The organism is Ignavigranum ruoffiae (assembly GCF_023195815.2).
GTDB lineage: Bacteria > Bacillota > Bacilli > Lactobacillales > Aerococcaceae > Ignavigranum > Ignavigranum ruoffiae.
Map to the genome: position 1 here is coordinate 96276 of NZ_CP096206.2, position 15506 is coordinate 111781.

At 40.8% G+C, this 15506-nt stretch carries 14 protein-coding genes; 13 read left to right on the forward strand and 1 reads right to left on the reverse strand.

Going from position 1 to position 15506, the window contains the following annotated elements; all coding sequences use genetic code 11:
• The first annotated feature begins 3 nt into the window (after positions 1–3).
• The 10 genes from M0R79_RS00475 to M0R79_RS00520 all read left to right on the forward strand — a co-directional run bounded on the left by M0R79_RS00475 (position 4) and on the right by M0R79_RS00520 (position 11540).
• On the forward strand, positions 4–696 hold the full coding sequence (locus tag M0R79_RS00475) for a metal ABC transporter ATP-binding protein (RefSeq protein ID WP_248416870.1): 693 nt from the start codon (positions 4–6) through the stop codon (positions 694–696).
• Positions 657–1478, forward strand: a complete 822-nt coding sequence (locus M0R79_RS00480; RefSeq protein WP_248416869.1) for a metal ABC transporter permease — start codon at positions 657–659, stop codon at positions 1476–1478. Before M0R79_RS00475 ends, M0R79_RS00480 begins: the two co-directional genes overlap by 40 nt.
• 337 nt (positions 1479–1815) lie before the next feature.
• Positions 1816–2655: a pur operon repressor gene (purR, locus tag M0R79_RS00485; protein ID WP_248416868.1), complete on the forward strand. Its 840-nt coding sequence runs from the start codon at positions 1816–1818 to the stop codon at positions 2653–2655.
• Positions 2656–2708: 53 nt separating this feature from the next.
• A complete protein-coding gene (gene glmU / locus M0R79_RS00490) occupies positions 2709–4079 on the forward strand; it encodes a bifunctional UDP-N-acetylglucosamine diphosphorylase/glucosamine-1-phosphate N-acetyltransferase GlmU (RefSeq protein WP_248416867.1) in 1371 nt (456 codons plus the stop codon).
• A 14-nt stretch (positions 4080–4093) separates the two neighbouring features.
• Positions 4094–5077, forward strand: coding sequence for a ribose-phosphate diphosphokinase (locus M0R79_RS00495; protein WP_248416866.1), 984 nt, complete (start codon positions 4094–4096; stop codon positions 5075–5077).
• Positions 5078–5485: 408 nt separating this feature from the next.
• The gene (locus M0R79_RS00500) at positions 5486–6877 is read left to right on the forward strand and encodes a sugar transferase (protein WP_248416865.1); all 1392 of its coding nucleotides are present in this window, start codon (positions 5486–5488) and stop codon (positions 6875–6877) included.
• Positions 6878–6953: 76 nt separating this feature from the next.
• Positions 6954–8048, forward strand: coding sequence for a hypothetical protein (locus M0R79_RS00505; protein WP_248416864.1), 1095 nt, complete (start codon positions 6954–6956; stop codon positions 8046–8048).
• Between the two features lie 128 nt (positions 8049–8176).
• Positions 8177–9664 carry a nicotinate phosphoribosyltransferase gene (locus tag M0R79_RS00510; RefSeq protein WP_375163564.1) on the forward strand — a complete coding sequence of 496 codons (1488 nt, stop codon included), beginning with the start codon at positions 8177–8179 and terminating at the stop codon, positions 9662–9664.
• 10 nt (positions 9665–9674) lie between these two features.
• The gene (nadE, locus tag M0R79_RS00515; protein ID WP_248416863.1) at positions 9675–10511 is read left to right on the forward strand and encodes an NAD(+) synthase; all 837 of its coding nucleotides are present in this window, start codon (positions 9675–9677) and stop codon (positions 10509–10511) included.
• 21 nt (positions 10512–10532) lie between these two features.
• Positions 10533–11540: an MraY family glycosyltransferase gene (locus M0R79_RS00520; protein ID WP_248416862.1), complete on the forward strand. Its 1008-nt coding sequence runs from the start codon at positions 10533–10535 to the stop codon at positions 11538–11540.
• On the opposite strand, the gene M0R79_RS00525 is transcribed toward M0R79_RS00520, so the two are convergent.
• Entirely contained in the window at positions 11537–12193 is a 657-nt protein-coding gene (locus M0R79_RS00525; protein WP_248416861.1) for a YigZ family protein, read from the reverse strand. The genes M0R79_RS00520 and M0R79_RS00525 overlap by 4 nt on opposite strands.
• Positions 12194–12298: 105 nt before the next feature.
• Here M0R79_RS00525 and M0R79_RS00530 point away from each other — a divergent pair, with 105 nt between their 5' ends.
• The 3 genes from M0R79_RS00530 to M0R79_RS00540 all read left to right on the forward strand — a co-directional run bounded on the left by M0R79_RS00530 (position 12299) and on the right by M0R79_RS00540 (position 15414).
• On the forward strand, positions 12299–13168 hold the full coding sequence (locus M0R79_RS00530) for a DegV family protein (RefSeq protein WP_248416860.1): 870 nt from the start codon (positions 12299–12301) through the stop codon (positions 13166–13168).
• Positions 13169–13238: 70 nt separating this feature from the next.
• Positions 13239–14642: an ATP-dependent helicase ComFA gene (locus tag M0R79_RS00535; RefSeq protein ID WP_248416859.1), complete on the forward strand. Its 1404-nt coding sequence runs from the start codon at positions 13239–13241 to the stop codon at positions 14640–14642.
• Complete coding sequence (locus tag M0R79_RS00540) at positions 14635–15414, forward strand: ComF family protein (RefSeq protein ID WP_248416858.1); 780 nt, start codon at positions 14635–14637, stop codon at positions 15412–15414. The genes M0R79_RS00535 and M0R79_RS00540 overlap by 8 nt, the downstream gene beginning before the upstream one ends.
• The last annotated feature ends 92 nt before the right edge of the window (positions 15415–15506 follow it).

Here is a 15506-nt window from a genome sequence, read left to right on the forward strand (position 1 = left end):
CTAATGTCCTACTTGAAGGTTTCTGATCTTTCATTTTATTATGACCAAGAAAAGGTCCTTGATAAAATTAATTTTGAAATCCAAGCGGGTGAGTTTGTAATCCTGACCGGAGAAAATGGTGCAGCTAAATCTACGTTGGTCAAGAATATTTTGGGTCTTTTAAAACCCAGTACTGGCAAGATAGAGCTCGCTAAGAAAAATATTCACGGGGATAAACTTACGATTGGATATATTGCTCAGAATATTAATTCCTTCAACGCAGGCTTTCCAAGTACGGTTCAACGCTTTGTTGAGTCGGGACGCTATGTTAAACATCGTTGGTTTAAGCGATTAGATGCCCATGATCAAGCTCATGTGGATCGAGCCCTTGAATCGGTTGGTATGACACAGTTTCGTCATAAGAAAATTGGCGAATTGTCAGGGGGTCAGAAACAACGGATTAATCTGGCGAGAACTTTTGCTACTGATCCTGACTTCTTTATTCTCGATGAACCGACTACGGGGATGGATATTGCTTCTAGACGGTCATTCTACCAATTACTTCGACATAGTAGCCAAGAGCATGATAAGGCAATTTTAATGGTTACCCATGCTGATCGAGAAATCGAAGGTTTCTATGACCGCGAGATTCATTTAGTTCGAGAGGAGGGCAGTCCATGGCGATGCTTCAGTTTGACTTCATCCAGCGAGCGTTAATGGCTGGGCTGGCCATCTCTTTTATCACACCTATCTTAGGCTTGTTATTAATCCTACGTCGCCAGTCGCTGATGGCAGACACTTTGGCTCATATCTCCCTGGCGGGAGTAGCCTTAGGTGCCCTCTTGGGGATTCAGCCGACCTGGACGACGCTACTGATTGTGGTCCTCGCTTCTTTAATTATCGAGTATTTAAGAATTGTATTTGTTGACTTTTCGGAAATATCGGTAGCCATGATGATGGCTACTGGAATGGCCTTTGCCTTGATGCTCGTCGGTTTGAATTCCAACCAAGGAAATTTTCAGATTGAACAGTTCTTATTTGGCTCGATTATTTTAGTTTCTGAAGAAGGCGTACGCCTCCTGATTGCCCTGGCAGTGCTTGTGGTTCTACTCTATCTGATTTTCCGTAAGCCACTGTATGTGATTAGTTTTGATGAAGCTACCGCCAAAACTTTGGGTCTACCTGTTCGTTTCATTTCGGTTTGTTTCTCTGTTTTAACGGGACTCGCCATCAGTGTGATGATGCCAATTGTAGGAGCGCTGTTGGTTTCGGCTTTAATTGTTATTCCATCGGCCACGGCGATTAAGATTTCGCGGAGTTTTGCCCAGGCGATTCTGGTCGGTGTCGTCATTAACCTCTTGGGGATTTTTGCTGGCATATCAGCTTCATTCTATTGGGATACACCTCCTGGTGCTTCTATTACCATGGTATTTATTCTAATCTTTGCTTTAGTTTCTTTAAGTCACCGCATTTTTTCCAAGTTGAATCGGCGAGCTTAAGAAAATCAAAGCTGCAAAGACCAGAGGATTATTCAAACGTCTTACGGTAACGAAGAAAAGTCATAAAGAATTTTGAGCCGGGTTGATAATTGCTGATATGGTATTTAGCGACCCTATTCTGGACACGTCATTTCTATTTTTCTTTGTAGAAAATTTTTAGTCTATCTTTCAAGTCTGTCTTTCAGCTGGAAGATGGGCTTTTTTATTTTGCCATTAAATAGTTGTCTAATGATTCTTTTTCGGAAATTAAGAGTAAATACACCGAACAATTTCTGAGAAAAGTCTACTAAAGTTCGAATTTTTTTGTATAATAGAATTGTGTGAGGAGGAATAAATCATGGAAGGTAAGTCAATGAAAGTAAAGCGAAATCAACGTTTGATCTATTTAACTAACTATTTCGTTGAACATCCTAATCAATTGATTAGTTTGAGTTATTTCGCCGACTTGTTCGATATTGCGAAATCATCTTTAAGTGAGGATATACAATTTATTAAAGAGATCTTTCAACAATATGATCTCGGAGTGGTTGAAACGATAGCTGGTGTATCAGGAGGGGTGATTTATTCTCCTCTGGTTTCTAAAGCAGAACGTCAAACTTTAATTAATGAGATGACGGAATTGATGACTGATATCCATCGGATCCTGCCGGGTAATTATATCCAATTGAATGACATTTTACAGAATCCTTCGACTCTGATTCAGGCCGCTAAGATTATTGCCGAATATTATCGTCATCAAGAAATTGATGCAATCATGACGATTGAAACGCAGGGAGTTGGCCTTGCTGCTGCCGTAGCTCGTTATTTAAATATCCAATATGTGGTGGTCCGACGGGACTCTAATGAAACTTCTGGACCAACTATTTCAGTAAATTATATTTCTGGTTCCCATCAAACCGTCCGTAAGATGGAATTAGCCAAGAATAGCTTGCAGGCCCATAGCCGAGTTCTAATTATTGATGACTTTATGCGTAACGGGGGTACAGTCAATGGCTTGATTTCTTTACTCAAAGAGTTTGATTGCCAGTGCATTGGGACTTGTGTTTTTGCTGAAAATGTTCTGAAACAGAATACCGATTTACCACCATATGAGTCGCTCTTTAAAGTAGAAATTGTTTATAATAAAGAAGAAAAAGCCTTTGAATTGAAGGTTGAAACAGGGACTGTTTTAGCGTAAGATTTGTAGTTGTGAAATAAAGTCTTTGGCAAGAAATAGATGGGAGCTATTCAATGAAAAATCGTTTTGCCGTGATCTTAGCTGCAGGTAAAGGAACACGAATGAAATCGAAAATTCACAAAGTCTTACATTCTCTTCATGGTTTGACCATGGTTGAGCATGTTGTGCGCGCTCTAAAGGGAAGCGAGATGGATCAAATTGTTACCATAGTGGGCTATCAAGCAGATAAAGTCAAAGAAGTCTTAGCAGATCAAACCGAATTTGCTTTTCAAGCTGAACAGTTAGGGACTGGACACGCTGTCCAACAAGCTGAAGATCTGTTAGCAGACCAAGAAGGCAATACTATTGTGGTGAGTGGGGATACACCTTTACTCACGGCTGAAACGCTCAAAGCAATCTTTGCTTATCATGAAGATTCTGGAGCTAAGGCCACAGTGTTGACAGCATCGGCTCAGGATCCTACCGGTTATGGCCGGGTTATTCGTGATGCCCAAGGCCAAGTCAGTCGAATTGTAGAACAAAAAGATGGCAATCCAGAAGAATTAGCGGTTCAAGAAATTAATACCGGGACTTACGTTTTCGATAATCAATCACTATTTAAAGCATTAAAACAAGTCAACAATCATAATGCCCAAGGCGAATATTATTTGCCCGATGTGATTAAGATTCTCAAAGATCAGGGCGAAAAGATTGCAGCTTATATGATGGCAGATATGGATGAAGCGATTGGCATTAATGATCGGGTGGCTTTAGCTGAAGCCAATCGATTAATGGCTCAACGCATTAATCGAAAACATATGCGGCAAGGTGTCACCATGGTCAATCCAGAGTCCACCTACATTGAAGTGGATGTTGAGATAGGACCAGATACAGTCATCGAAGGCAATGTCTCCTTAAAAGGACAAACGGTGATCGGTGCTGAGGTCTTCATTGGCGCTGGATCAGAAATTGTGTCCAGCCAGATTGCAGATCAGGTGGCGATTCGTCAATCGGTTATAGAAGAATCGATTGTGGGCCAAGGAAGCGATGTGGGACCGTTTGGCCACTTAAGACCAAAGAGTCATTTAGGTGAACATGTGCATATCGGCAATTTTGTTGAAGTCAAGAAATCAACCATTGGCAACCATACTAAAGCGGGTCACCTTTCATACATTGGTGATGCTGAATTAGGTCAACATATCAATGTGGGTTGTGGTACAATATTCGTGAATTATGATGGAAAGTATAAGCATAAGTCAGTCATTGGCGATCAAAGTTTTATTGGCTCTGGCGTAAGTATTGTTTCTCCAGTACAAGTCGGACAACGGGCAGTTCTAGCGGCACATTCTAGTATTACCCAAGATGTCCCTGATGAGGCCCTAGCGATTGCTCGCAGCCGACAAACGAACATCGCAAATTATTGGACAAAATTTATAAATAAATAGATGGGGGTATTGCAGTGCTACAAAAACATTATAAGGATCCTAAGTTAAAGATTTTTGCGCTAAGTTCCAATCAACCGCTAGCAGAGAAGATTGCTGCTGAAGTCGGGGTAGAATTAGGTAAGATTTCGGTGGAACGTTTTGCCGATGGTGAGATAAAGATAAGTATCGAAGAAAGTATTCGTGGCGATCAAATTTATGTCATTCAAGGGACCTCGGCTCCGGTGAACGATAATTTGATGGAATTAATGATTACTATTGATGCGCTACGCCGGGCAAGTGCTTCGATGATTAATTTGGTGATTCCTTATTATGGCTATGCGCGTCAAGACCGCAAGGCGCAACCGCGGGAACCGATTACCTCTAAATTAGTGGCTAATATGTTAGAGATGGTCGGTGCCGACCGAATTATTGCCCTCGATCTTCATGCTGCTCAAATTCAAGGCTTCTTTGATGTTCCAGTGGACCACCTTTTAGGCGCACCGCTGCTAGCTAATTATTTTATTGATAATGGTTTGGTCGGTGATGATGTGGTAGTGGTATCTCCGGATCACGGAGGCGTTACTCGGGCCCGTAAGTTAGCCGAATTCCTCAAATCACCGATTGCGATTGTCGATAAACGTCGTCCACGAGCTAATGTGGCTGAAGTAATGAATATTATCGGGGATGTTGAAGGTAAGACGGCTGTGATTATCGATGATATGATTGATACTGCCGGAACGATTACCCTAGCAGCCAAAGCCCTGATTGATCGAGGAGCTAAAGAAGTTTATGCAACCTGTACCCATCCCGTCCTCTCTGGCCCAGCTATCGAACGTCTTGAAGAATCTGTGATTAAGAAGGTTATTGTAACGGATTCAATTCAATTGACCGAAGAGAAACAAATTGACAAAATTGAAGTCATCTCGATAGATCAATTGGTGGCTGAAGCGATTAAACGGATTCACGAGAATCGTTCAGTGAGCCCGCTCTTTAAAGAGAAATTCAATATCATTGACTAAACAGTTAAGGTTATTCAGGATAGCAGAAGGGTTCTAGCAGTTTAATCCACTGAATCGATTAAGTGATCGTAGTTAATGAGTAACACTCATCTGTTCGTCAGATATACAGACCTGCCGAATATTTACCCCACAGCAAGCAAGGAGAATTTCCATTTAAATTTAGCCACTGCTTCGAAAGTCATGGCTAAATTTAGTGGATCTCCCCCAAACAAATTGTTTGAAGGATCATGTCGTGGGTGTGAGTATTCGGTTTTTTATCGTTGGATGCTTTAAACTCGGATAACAATACCTAGCGGAACCTGTCTTCGGAGCTGTCAAAGCTTGTTCAAATCAAAATTTATTGGAGTTTTGCTAGGGAAACCCTTATAATAAGCTTAGTTTAATTATGTTCAAGGAAGGAGGAGAAATATGAATAAAAAAAATGATTGGAATAAATTGCTGAAGATAGCCGTTGTCTTTTTTGCCGGCATGTTGGCCTTATTATCGATTTATGCGTCTTTCTATCTGAAATTTATGGGCGATATTCCAGCCAAAAACTTTTCCGCCTTTGAAAGTGCAGATATCTGGATTTTCTTTGCCTTTATTATCATCAATTTACTTTTTGGTACTTATATTTTTTATAATAAAACCATTAGTGATTTATTTTATTTGACGATTTTAGGTCAGTTGGTCTTGTCTGTCTTGATGATGGCAATCTCTTATGCGGGATCTTGGTTTAGTTTTCCGCGTTCAGTCATTCTTATCAATTTTTTTGTGAGTATTTTTATCCTAGTCATCTACAATTGCACCATGTATAAATTGTATCAATATCTGCGTGGTCAAAAGAAAATAATGATTGTGGGGGCTGAAGACCGCGTTTTAGAAGCGGTCAAAAATTTTGATTTAATGAAAAACCGGCGGCACGAAGTGACTCATGTTGTGCTGAATGCCTATTATGAAAATGTAAAACGTTTTGTCGATGAAGTAGATATTGTCTATCTAACCGGTTATATTGAAGAGAAGGAACGTCTGCAAATCTACGAATATTTGATGCAGAATAATAAAAAACTCTTTATTTCAACCAGTTTCGAGAACTTAATGATGGTTAATCCAAATATCATGAACTTCGAAGATGAAAGTATAATTGAGGTTTCTGGTTTTGAAATTCCGGCGGAAGAAGCGATTATCAAGCGGGTCCTAGATGTTGCGGTCTCCTTAATTTTATTAATCATCACCTCTCCCATTTTCCTGTTGACGGCGATTGCAATCAAAGCCGATTCACCAGGGCCAATCTTTTATAAGCAAGAACGGGTAACCAAGAATCATCGTAATTTCAATATCTTGAAATTTCGTTCAATGAGTGCAACCGCCGAGCAATATACGGGTCCGGTCTTAGCCACCTCTAACGATCAACGGGTGACCAAAGTCGGTAAGTTTATTCGCAGTACTCGGATTGATGAACTGCCTCAACTGATTAATGTATTAATTGGTGACATGTCCTTAGTTGGTCCGCGACCGGAGCGGCCATTCTTTGTCGAACAATTTAAGCATTTGAACCCATATTATTCACTCAGACATCATGTGCGAGCTGGAATTACTGGTTATGCCCAAGTTTACGGCAAGTATTCGACGGACTTTAATAATAAGCTAAACTTTGACCTCTTATATATTAAGAATTATTCGCTGGCCTTTGATTTTAAATTGCTTTTCCAAACGATTAAAATCCTCTTTGATAAGGTATCTGCCCGTGGTCTAGAAGAAGTCCTCGATCAAGAATTCGCCTGGGAAGATTATGCCGATAAAATTACAATTATTCGCTAATTTTTCTTAATGAGGCCCCCCATATTATTAGCCAAAATTTCGTAAAAAAGATATAATGCCCATAGGAGGGGAAACTATGAAAAAATTAACAAAAATCTTTTCTTATATTTTAGCTATGATGCTATTTGTTGTTGGAATGGTGCCTGCGGTTTCAGCCCAAGAAACCGATATCGCAACGGTATTAAATGAGATTTCTGCAGCAAATAAAGATATTGAATCTGCTAAAGGAGATCTCAATGCCCATGTCTTCTTTGAGATGGATGGGACGCCAATGCTTGACCTAAATATTTCCGGGCCATTCATGTATAATGTTGACCCGCGTTTTTCAGCCAATGCTGATATGTCAGTGACTGGAACAGTAGCTAATACAACAGCCCAGGAAAGTGGAGCTGAAGTTCAAACCGAAGAAATTAGTGAACAAGCGGTTGTAACATTAGTGGAAGGCATGCTTTATGTTTTCAACGGGAAAGAATGGTCAACTCAAGATTTCACGGAGACTGAGAAAGAGATTACCGATGCCTACAACGAAGCTAAGGCTCAAGAAGAATCAATCGATACTGCAGCTGTCAATGAAAAGATGGCTAAGTATTATGATTTAGAAGAAACCGATGATATGTATATTCTTCGCCTAAAAGAAGGTATTGACCCACAAGCTTTCTGGACCGATATGAACGAAGTGCTTGATATTGAAGCGATTAAAGAAGAAGCCATCGCTCAAGCTCAAAAACAAGCAGAAGAACAAGGCGTTGAATTTACCGATGCACAACGTGATCAAATTGACTATTACTTCAATAATTTTTTAAATTTAGCCATCGAATTATTCGACCAATTAGAAATGCATTATTCTAAAGATGGTTATAAAATAATGAAGATGATTTTCGCCATGAGTGCGGATGAAACTCATATTGCCAAGGCCTTAGGCATGGATCCAGAAGCCCTTGGCGTTAAGGGAAATGGTCAATTTACTTATGAAATCAATTTCTCTAATCATGGAGAAAACTTTGATATTCAAAAACCAGCAGACGCCCCTGAACAACCAACCGAATCCATGGAAAAGGATGAATCTGGCGATGAGTCTTCAGAAGCCAGTGACGAATCTCAAGAAGATTCTGAAAGCGAAGATGCATCAGCAGTTGAAGAAACCACTGTTGAAGAAACTTCTGCGAATTAATTAAATATTTAACATAAGTAGAAGCGGTAACTCATCTTTTTATAAAGTTACCGCTTCTTTGTTAATTAATTTTTAATTATGATACAATAATAGAAACTATATGAAAGAATAACTATGAGGAGTTAATTATGTATCATTATGCTGATGATAGTCTCATGTTGCACACGGATTTATATCAAATAAACATGCTCTATACCTATTGGAAAAAAGGGATTGATCGCCGTCAAGCAGTATTTGAGGCGTATTTTCGTAACCATCCTTTTGAGAATGGCTATGCAATCTTTGCCGGTCTGGAGAAGGTGGTTCATTTTATCTCTGAACTGAAATTTACCGAAACGGACTTAGACTACCTAGCTAGTCTCCAACTTTATCCTGAGGAATTTCTGACCTATCTCGCGGAGATGAAATTTGAATTGACGATTCGGTCGATGGTTGAAGGAGAATTGTGCTTTGCTAATGAACCTCTGATCCAAGTCGAAGGTCCCTTAGGTCAATGTCAATTAGTTGAAACAGCAATTCTAAACATTATTAATTATCAAACGTTGATTGCCACCAAGGCGGCGCGGATTCGCTCAGTGGTCGGAGAGAATGATAAATTATCTGAATTTGGGTCACGGCGAGCCCAAGAAATGGATGCAGCCTTATGGGGAACCCGGGCTGCTTATATCGGTGGTTTCGATTCTACTTCGAATGTTCGCGCTGGCAAATTATTCGGCCTACCGGTTTCGGGTACCCATGCTCATTCATTGGTTCAGGCCTACCGTGACGAATATACAGCCTTTAAGGCTTATGCTGAAACTCACCGTGATGTAGTGTTCTTAGTTGATACCTATGACACTTTGCGTTCTGGCATCCCTAATGCGATCCGTGTTGCTAAAGAAATGGGCGATAAGATTAATTTCTTAGGCGTGCGCATTGACTCCGGTGATATGGCCTATCAGTCTAAGCGAATTCGTGAGCAATTGGATGAAGCGGGCTTCCCTGAGGCGCATATTGTGGCCTCCAATGATTTAGATGAGAAAACCATCCTAAATTTACGGATGCAAGGGGCCAAAATTAATGATTGGGGCGTGGGAACCAAGATTATTACCGCTTTCGATCAACCCGCTTTAGGAGCAGTGTATAAACTTGTTTCCATTGAAGATGATCAAGGTAACCTAGTGCCAACCATGAAGATTTCAAGTAATGCTTCTAAAATGTCAACCCCAGGCATTAAACAAGTTTGGCGAATTACCCGCAATTGTGATGGCAAGTCGCAAGGTGATTTGGTAACCTTTATTCATGAACGTCCAGATTTACTAGATGAGTTATTTATGTTCCATCCGGTTCATACTTATATTAACAAGACGGTTGTTGATTTCACTGCCCGTCCATTATTGCAGACTATTTTTGACCGAGGAGTATTAATCTATTCATTGCCAGAAATTGATGCGATTAAAGAGTATGCTAGCAGTAACTATGATCAGTTATGGGACGAATACAAACGTATTCTCAATCCAGAAGAATATCCGGTCGATTTATCTCAAGATCTTTATGATGCTAAAATGCAAAGCATTCAGGAAATCAAAGCTAAAGTCCGTCAGGAAGTTAAATCGATTGAGAAAAAGCAAAACTAAGGAGGCCCTTATGCGACCTTTACAAGCAGAAATCATAAACACGCTAAAAGTTCAAGCACAGATTAATCCAGAAGAGGAAGTTCGGCGAACGATTGACTTTCTGAAAGAATATATGTTAGCTTATCCTTTTATGCAGTCTTATGTTTTGGGGATTAGTGGTGGGCAAGACTCGACGCTCTTAGGCCGGTTGGCTCAATTAGCCATTGAAGAATTGAGACAAGAGACCGGTCGCACCGATTATAAATTTATTGCCGTTCGGCTACCTTATGGTCAACAAATTGATGAAGCAGATGCCCAGGCTGCGCTTGATTTTATCCAAGCTGACCAAGTCATGACCGTCAACATTCAACCAGCCACTGATGCGATGGCTCAGACTTTGGCTGACAGTGGCTTGCCATTATCTGATTTCAATCGGGGGAATGTTAAAGCTCGCCAAAGAATGATTGTTCAATATGCGATTGCCGGTCAAACCAATGGAGCGGTCTTGGGCACAGATCACGCGGCGGAAAGTGTTACGGGTTTCTTTACCAAATTTGGCGATGGGGCAGCTGATTTGATGCCACTCTGGCGACTGACTAAGCAACAAGGTCGGCAAATGTTGCAGTACTTAGGGGCAGCTGACCAACTTTACCTGAAGGTTCCAGTAGCTGATTTAGAGAGTGACCACCCGTTACAGGCTGATGAGGTTGCCTTGGGTGTATCTTATGAAGCCATTGATCAATATTTAACGGGCCAAAGTATTGACGAAATAGATGCTGAACGAATTGAACAATGGTATCTGAAGACCCAACACAAACGACATTTACCGATTACCATTTTTGACGATTTTTGGCGGCGCAAGGCTTAAGAGAGTAAAGGGGGAAATCAAGTGAACTATGGCTTGAAAATTCTGTTGACAGCAATCTATACTTTGCTTTCCTCCAGCTTACTGACGTATTTGTTATGGAAATATCTACGTCATAGAAATAAAGAAAATCCGCCAACTTTTGGCGGATTAGCTATCTTTATCAGTTTTTGGACTGGATTTTTTGCTTTGTTCCCTGCTTTGATTGGTCATACCAGTCAGAGTTATATTTTTTTAAGTTCTTTAGTCGTCTTAATCACGGGTATTTTTGATGATTATCTGGTATTAAAGCCTTGGCAAAAATCTTTAGGTATTTTGTTGGCGGCCAACATGGTTTATTTTTTAACCGAAGTAGAATTTTCTTCGATTCTATTACCTAATCTGTCCCCTTTAGTTTTTAGAATCATCTCTTATATATTAACGATTCTATGGATTTATTTTGTGACCAATGCGGTAAATTTATTAGATGGGGTCGATGGTCTAGCGGGCAGTGTGAGTTTGACCAGTTTGTTCATCTTAGCTTTAACCAGTTTACTTTTTTCTTCGTCGATCCGGTTGGCTTTTTTGATGTTATTATTATTATTATTTCTAGCTATTTTAGGCTTTCTTCCTTTTAATTGGTCACCAGCCCGCATTTATCTAGGTGATACCGGTGCCTTATTTATTGGCTTTATGTATGCTGCTCTCAGTGTGACCCATCTGAAGAACGCCTCGTTTTTCACCATGATTTTACCGGTCTTTGTCTATGTCGTCCCATTGTTTGATACTTCCTATGCGATTTTTCGTCGCTTAATAACCGGTCAATCGATTGTTCAACGTGACCAAGACCATGTTCACCACCGTCTGACACGGATGGGTTATTCTAATCCAAAAATCGTTGGCATTATGGTTGGTATTACCATTGTATTTGCTATATTAGCCATTTCAGCGCAACAATTTAGGGCGTATCGGTCCTGGATAATGGGAGCAACCCTAATTATTGTCCTTGGACTGTCTTGGTGGATGTACCATTTGGGCCAAGATAAGCCCTAATCTTTCGATCTTTCAGGGATATAATCGGCATCCACCCGCTGGTCGCCTAACTGAGTCCACTGCATTTGACCTTTTAGCAGATCATTGATGATTTGCTGATATTGTTGATGTGTATCAGGGTCGAGGGCCAGACGATAAGAGACTTTATCAGTATATTCTGTGTCTAAGACAGTAAGAGCGGACGTTTGCTCTTGTAGGAAACGGTCGAATAAATCATTTTGGGTATAATTTAGTTGAATTTCTATGATGTCTTGGCTAATATTCTTAATAAGCGAGGTATTTTCTAACGTTTGGCTGACCGCTGAAGAATAGGCGCGAATCAGACCGCCAGCGCCTAATTTTATGCCACCGTAATAGCGTACCACCACGGCCATGATATATGTTAATTCGTTTTGCTTCAAAACTTCTAAAATGGGTAGACCTGCTGTCCCTTTCGGTTCCCCATCGTCGGCCGACTTTTGAATTGAACTGTCATCGTTTAAAATATAAGCGTAACAATGGTGGGTGGCTTTATAATGTGATTTTTTAATCTCTGCCAATTTTTGCTGGAAGTCTGTTTCATCCTCGATTGGCAAGAGATAACAGATGAATCTAGATTTTTTTATAGTGATTTCACTTGTTTGAGCTTGCTTAATGCTATAATAATGAATCATTGAACTACACCTCATTCTAAGTTTAAGTATAACATGGAGTGAAGGAATAAGCGGAATCATTATTAAGCCTTCGGGCTTTTTAGAATGAATGATAAGGAGAGTCATATGAAATTAGCGATTATTGTTGATAGTACGGCTGGTTTAGTCCCCCCTTTATCAACTTATCCTGATCTTTTTCAGGTAAATTTATGGATTAATTTCGCCGATGGCCAAAGTATGGTTGATAGTGTAGATGGTGCCAAGAACAAAGACTTTTATCAGCGTCTGGCTCAAGCAGAAGAATTACCCACCACCTCACAACCGCAGATCGGTGAATATTATACTTTAATGGATCAAATCGTCGAAGAGGGTTATGATGCGGCGATTGCTTTTCATTTATCAGGGAAAATAAGCGGAACAGCAGCGAGTGCCCAATTAGTCATGAAAGATTATGCAGATAAATTAAAAACCTATGTTGTTGATTCGAAATCAGCATCGGTAGCGGTCCTTGGTATGGTGAGGCAATGTATCGCTTTGCAAGAACGAGGTTATTCTTTCGAGCAGTTAACCCAAGCTATGGAATCCTTAGTCGTCCGGACTAAAGTTTACTTTATGGTCCAAGATTTGAATAATTTAACCAAGGGTGGCCGTCTAAGTGCTACCGGAGCCATGCTCGGAAATGTCCTCAAAATTCGGCCAATTCTGACCTTCAATCCTGCAGGAGAGATGGTGGTTCACGATAAAATAAGGACGACCAAAAAGGTTTATCAAGAATTTCAAACTTGGGCGGAAGATTTGGTCAAAGAGTGCCCTGATGGCTATGATATAGCCATCGTTCATACTGATGCTTATGAAGAAGCGACTGAGCTTTATCAACAATTTGAGCAGAAATTTGGTGCTGAACATCTATTACCGATTGGTTGGGCTTCGCCAGTTCTAGGCACCCATACTGGGAAAGGCCTGGTTGGTTTTGGCGTCCTTCCGCATGTAGAATAAGTTTATTAACTAGCTTCGGCTAGTTTTTTTGTTTTTGCGATCGTTTTGTGTATCTTCCTTGTAAAGGGAGATGATGATTATTCAGTGCGAAGAAGTTTTATTGTGGGGCCGGTTACTAAGTCGCCATGAGATTGAAATGCAATTTAAGGGCAAAGTCCTAGAAGATCTTCCGTGTTTTTCTGATTTACTACGATTGCCCATGATTGAAGAGACCGAAAAGGGTTGGTGCTGTGGGCGTTGTCATAATCAAGATCCCCAGCAATTTCTTGAACAGCCCAAAAGTTCTTCTTGTCAGCAGGACCTGGTCTATTGTTTGAATTGTTTAACCATGGGCCGAATGTGTCAGGGTGAAGAACTTTATTATCTACCTAGTCAGCACCAGCAAATCACAGCGAGACATGAATCGTATCTAACTTGGTCTGGTCAACTTTCAGCAGAACAGCAACGGGCCAGTCAAGAGTTATGCCAAAGTCTAACTGATCCAGATCATCCCCATTTGGTGCATGCGGTAACCGGGGCCGGTAAGACCGAGATGATTTTCCCCGTGATAAATCAAGTTTTAATTCAGTCAGGCCGGGTCTGCTTAGCCTCGCCTAGAATTGATGTCTGTCTAGAATTGTATCCACGCCTTCAGGCAGCCTTTAATCAAGTTCATATTGGCCTTTTCTATGGCGAATCTGAGCCGGTACAGCAATATTGTCCGCTGATTATAGCCACCAGTCATCAATTGTTACGATTTAAGGCAGCTTTTGATCTGTTAATCATGGATGAAGTTGATGCCTTTCCTTATGCAGATAATCCATCCTTGCATTTTGCCGCCCGGCGGGCAGTTATGCCAAATACAGGGAAATTAATCTATCTTACTGCTACACCTGATGACCGATTACGGCTACAACTGTCTCAGGGAGAACTGAAGCAGACCTGTCTACCGGCACGCTTCCATGGCCATCCCTTGCCTGAGCCACAATTTGTCTGGTTGGGTAACTGGCGTCAACAAATTATCAATCACGCTGATAAAGGCAAGTTATTTAAGCATCTACAGCAATTTATTCAAGGTGAAGGTGTCCGCTTAATCTTTATGCCTAGCATTCCTTTGGCCGAATCATTATTTAACTGGCTTCAATCTTTACCCGATTTTCAAGGTTTAGCCTGTGTTCATGCCCGCGATCCGCAACGAAAAGATAAAGTGAATCAGCTAAGACAAGGACAACTCAAGGGGTTGATTTCCACAACCATTTTAGAACGCGGCGTTACCTTTACGAATTGTCATGTCAGCATTATTGGGGCTGAAGACAAGAAGTATAGTCGGGCTGCCTTAGTCCAAATGAGTGGTCGAGTGGGAAGACGACCGGATTTTCCTGCGGGACAACTCTATTATGCTCATTATGGCGTCTCAAAGACGATGATTGAAGCTCAGCAGGAGATTAGAGCGATGAATCGCCAAGCAAGAGAGCGAGGGCTACTTCATGATTAGAGTCAATCCTGATTGTCTGATTTGTCAATGTCCATTAAATTATGATTTAAGATTGGCAGACATCCTCAGCCTGAAAGCCATTGAACCACCTATACTGTGTACTGTATGCCAAAATAAATTCCAGAGTGTTCGACCCAGAGCCCCTTTTTGCCAAGCTTGTCAACGTCAACTCCTAGACCAGACAACCGACCCCTATCAAAAAATTTATTCCCTGCAACAAGAAGGCTACTGTCATGATTGCTTTATCTGGCGCCGACAATATGACTTATCTTTCTTACAAAATCAACCATTAATGGCTTATAATGATTTTATTCGTGAATGGTTGTATCGTTATAAGTATCAAGGTGATATCCGTTTAGCGGCAGCTGTTCGTCCTCTGTTAAAACACGTTTATCGAAAATACAAGGCTTATCAATGGCTGGTCTTACCCTCTAGCCCTAGTTCCCTAGCCAAGCGTAAATTTCATGCCACTGGCGAGTTGCTGAATCAAGCTGGCATTCCCTATCAAGAATATTTACTATATCGAGGAGATGGACTACGACAAGCCCAGAAGTGTCGAGAGGACCGTTTAAAATTAGGAGAAATTTTCGCAGTAAATCAAGGAATCCCAACCTTGCCTGAGCAAGCTCTACTTATTTTTGATGATGTGTATACAACGGGGACGACCTTGATTCGGGCTAAAACTGCCCTGACAAAGGCCTATCAAGATCGGCAGCAGACTGTGCCACCCATCATTTCACTGACTCTAGCCCGAGAAATAGATTTAAGGTAAAAGAACAGTAAATCTCAGCTTTGAAAAAACTGTTTGCGTTTTCATTCGAAGAAATCTATGCTATAATATTCTAAAGAAGTTGAAAACTTCTA

What these genes read in the sequence shown, in the direction of transcription:
- M0R79_RS00475 (WP_248416870.1), top strand. Translation starts at nt 4, where the DNA reads ATGTCCTACTTGAAGGTTTCTGATCTTTCATTTTATTATGACCAAGAA.
- M0R79_RS00480 (WP_248416869.1), top strand. Translation starts at nt 657, where the DNA reads ATGGCGATGCTTCAGTTTGACTTCATCCAGCGAGCGTTAATGGCTGGG.
- purR (WP_248416868.1), top strand. Translation starts at nt 1,816, where the DNA reads ATGGAAGGTAAGTCAATGAAAGTAAAGCGAAATCAACGTTTGATCTAT.
- glmU (WP_248416867.1), top strand. Translation starts at nt 2,709, where the DNA reads ATGAAAAATCGTTTTGCCGTGATCTTAGCTGCAGGTAAAGGAACACGA.
- M0R79_RS00500 (WP_248416865.1), top strand. Translation starts at nt 5,486, where the DNA reads ATGAATAAAAAAAATGATTGGAATAAATTGCTGAAGATAGCCGTTGTC.
- M0R79_RS00505 (WP_248416864.1), top strand. Translation starts at nt 6,954, where the DNA reads ATGAAAAAATTAACAAAAATCTTTTCTTATATTTTAGCTATGATGCTA.
- M0R79_RS00510 (WP_375163564.1), top strand. Translation starts at nt 8,177, where the DNA reads ATGTATCATTATGCTGATGATAGTCTCATGTTGCACACGGATTTATAT.
- nadE (WP_248416863.1), top strand. Translation starts at nt 9,675, where the DNA reads ATGCGACCTTTACAAGCAGAAATCATAAACACGCTAAAAGTTCAAGCA.
- M0R79_RS00525 (WP_248416861.1), bottom strand. Translation starts at nt 12,193, where the DNA reads ATGATTCATTATTATAGCATTAAGCAAGCTCAAACAAGTGAAATCACT.
- M0R79_RS00530 (WP_248416860.1), top strand. Translation starts at nt 12,299, where the DNA reads ATGAAATTAGCGATTATTGTTGATAGTACGGCTGGTTTAGTCCCCCCT.
- M0R79_RS00535 (WP_248416859.1), top strand. Translation starts at nt 13,239, where the DNA reads ATGATGATTATTCAGTGCGAAGAAGTTTTATTGTGGGGCCGGTTACTA.
- M0R79_RS00540 (WP_248416858.1), top strand. Translation starts at nt 14,635, where the DNA reads ATGATTAGAGTCAATCCTGATTGTCTGATTTGTCAATGTCCATTAAAT.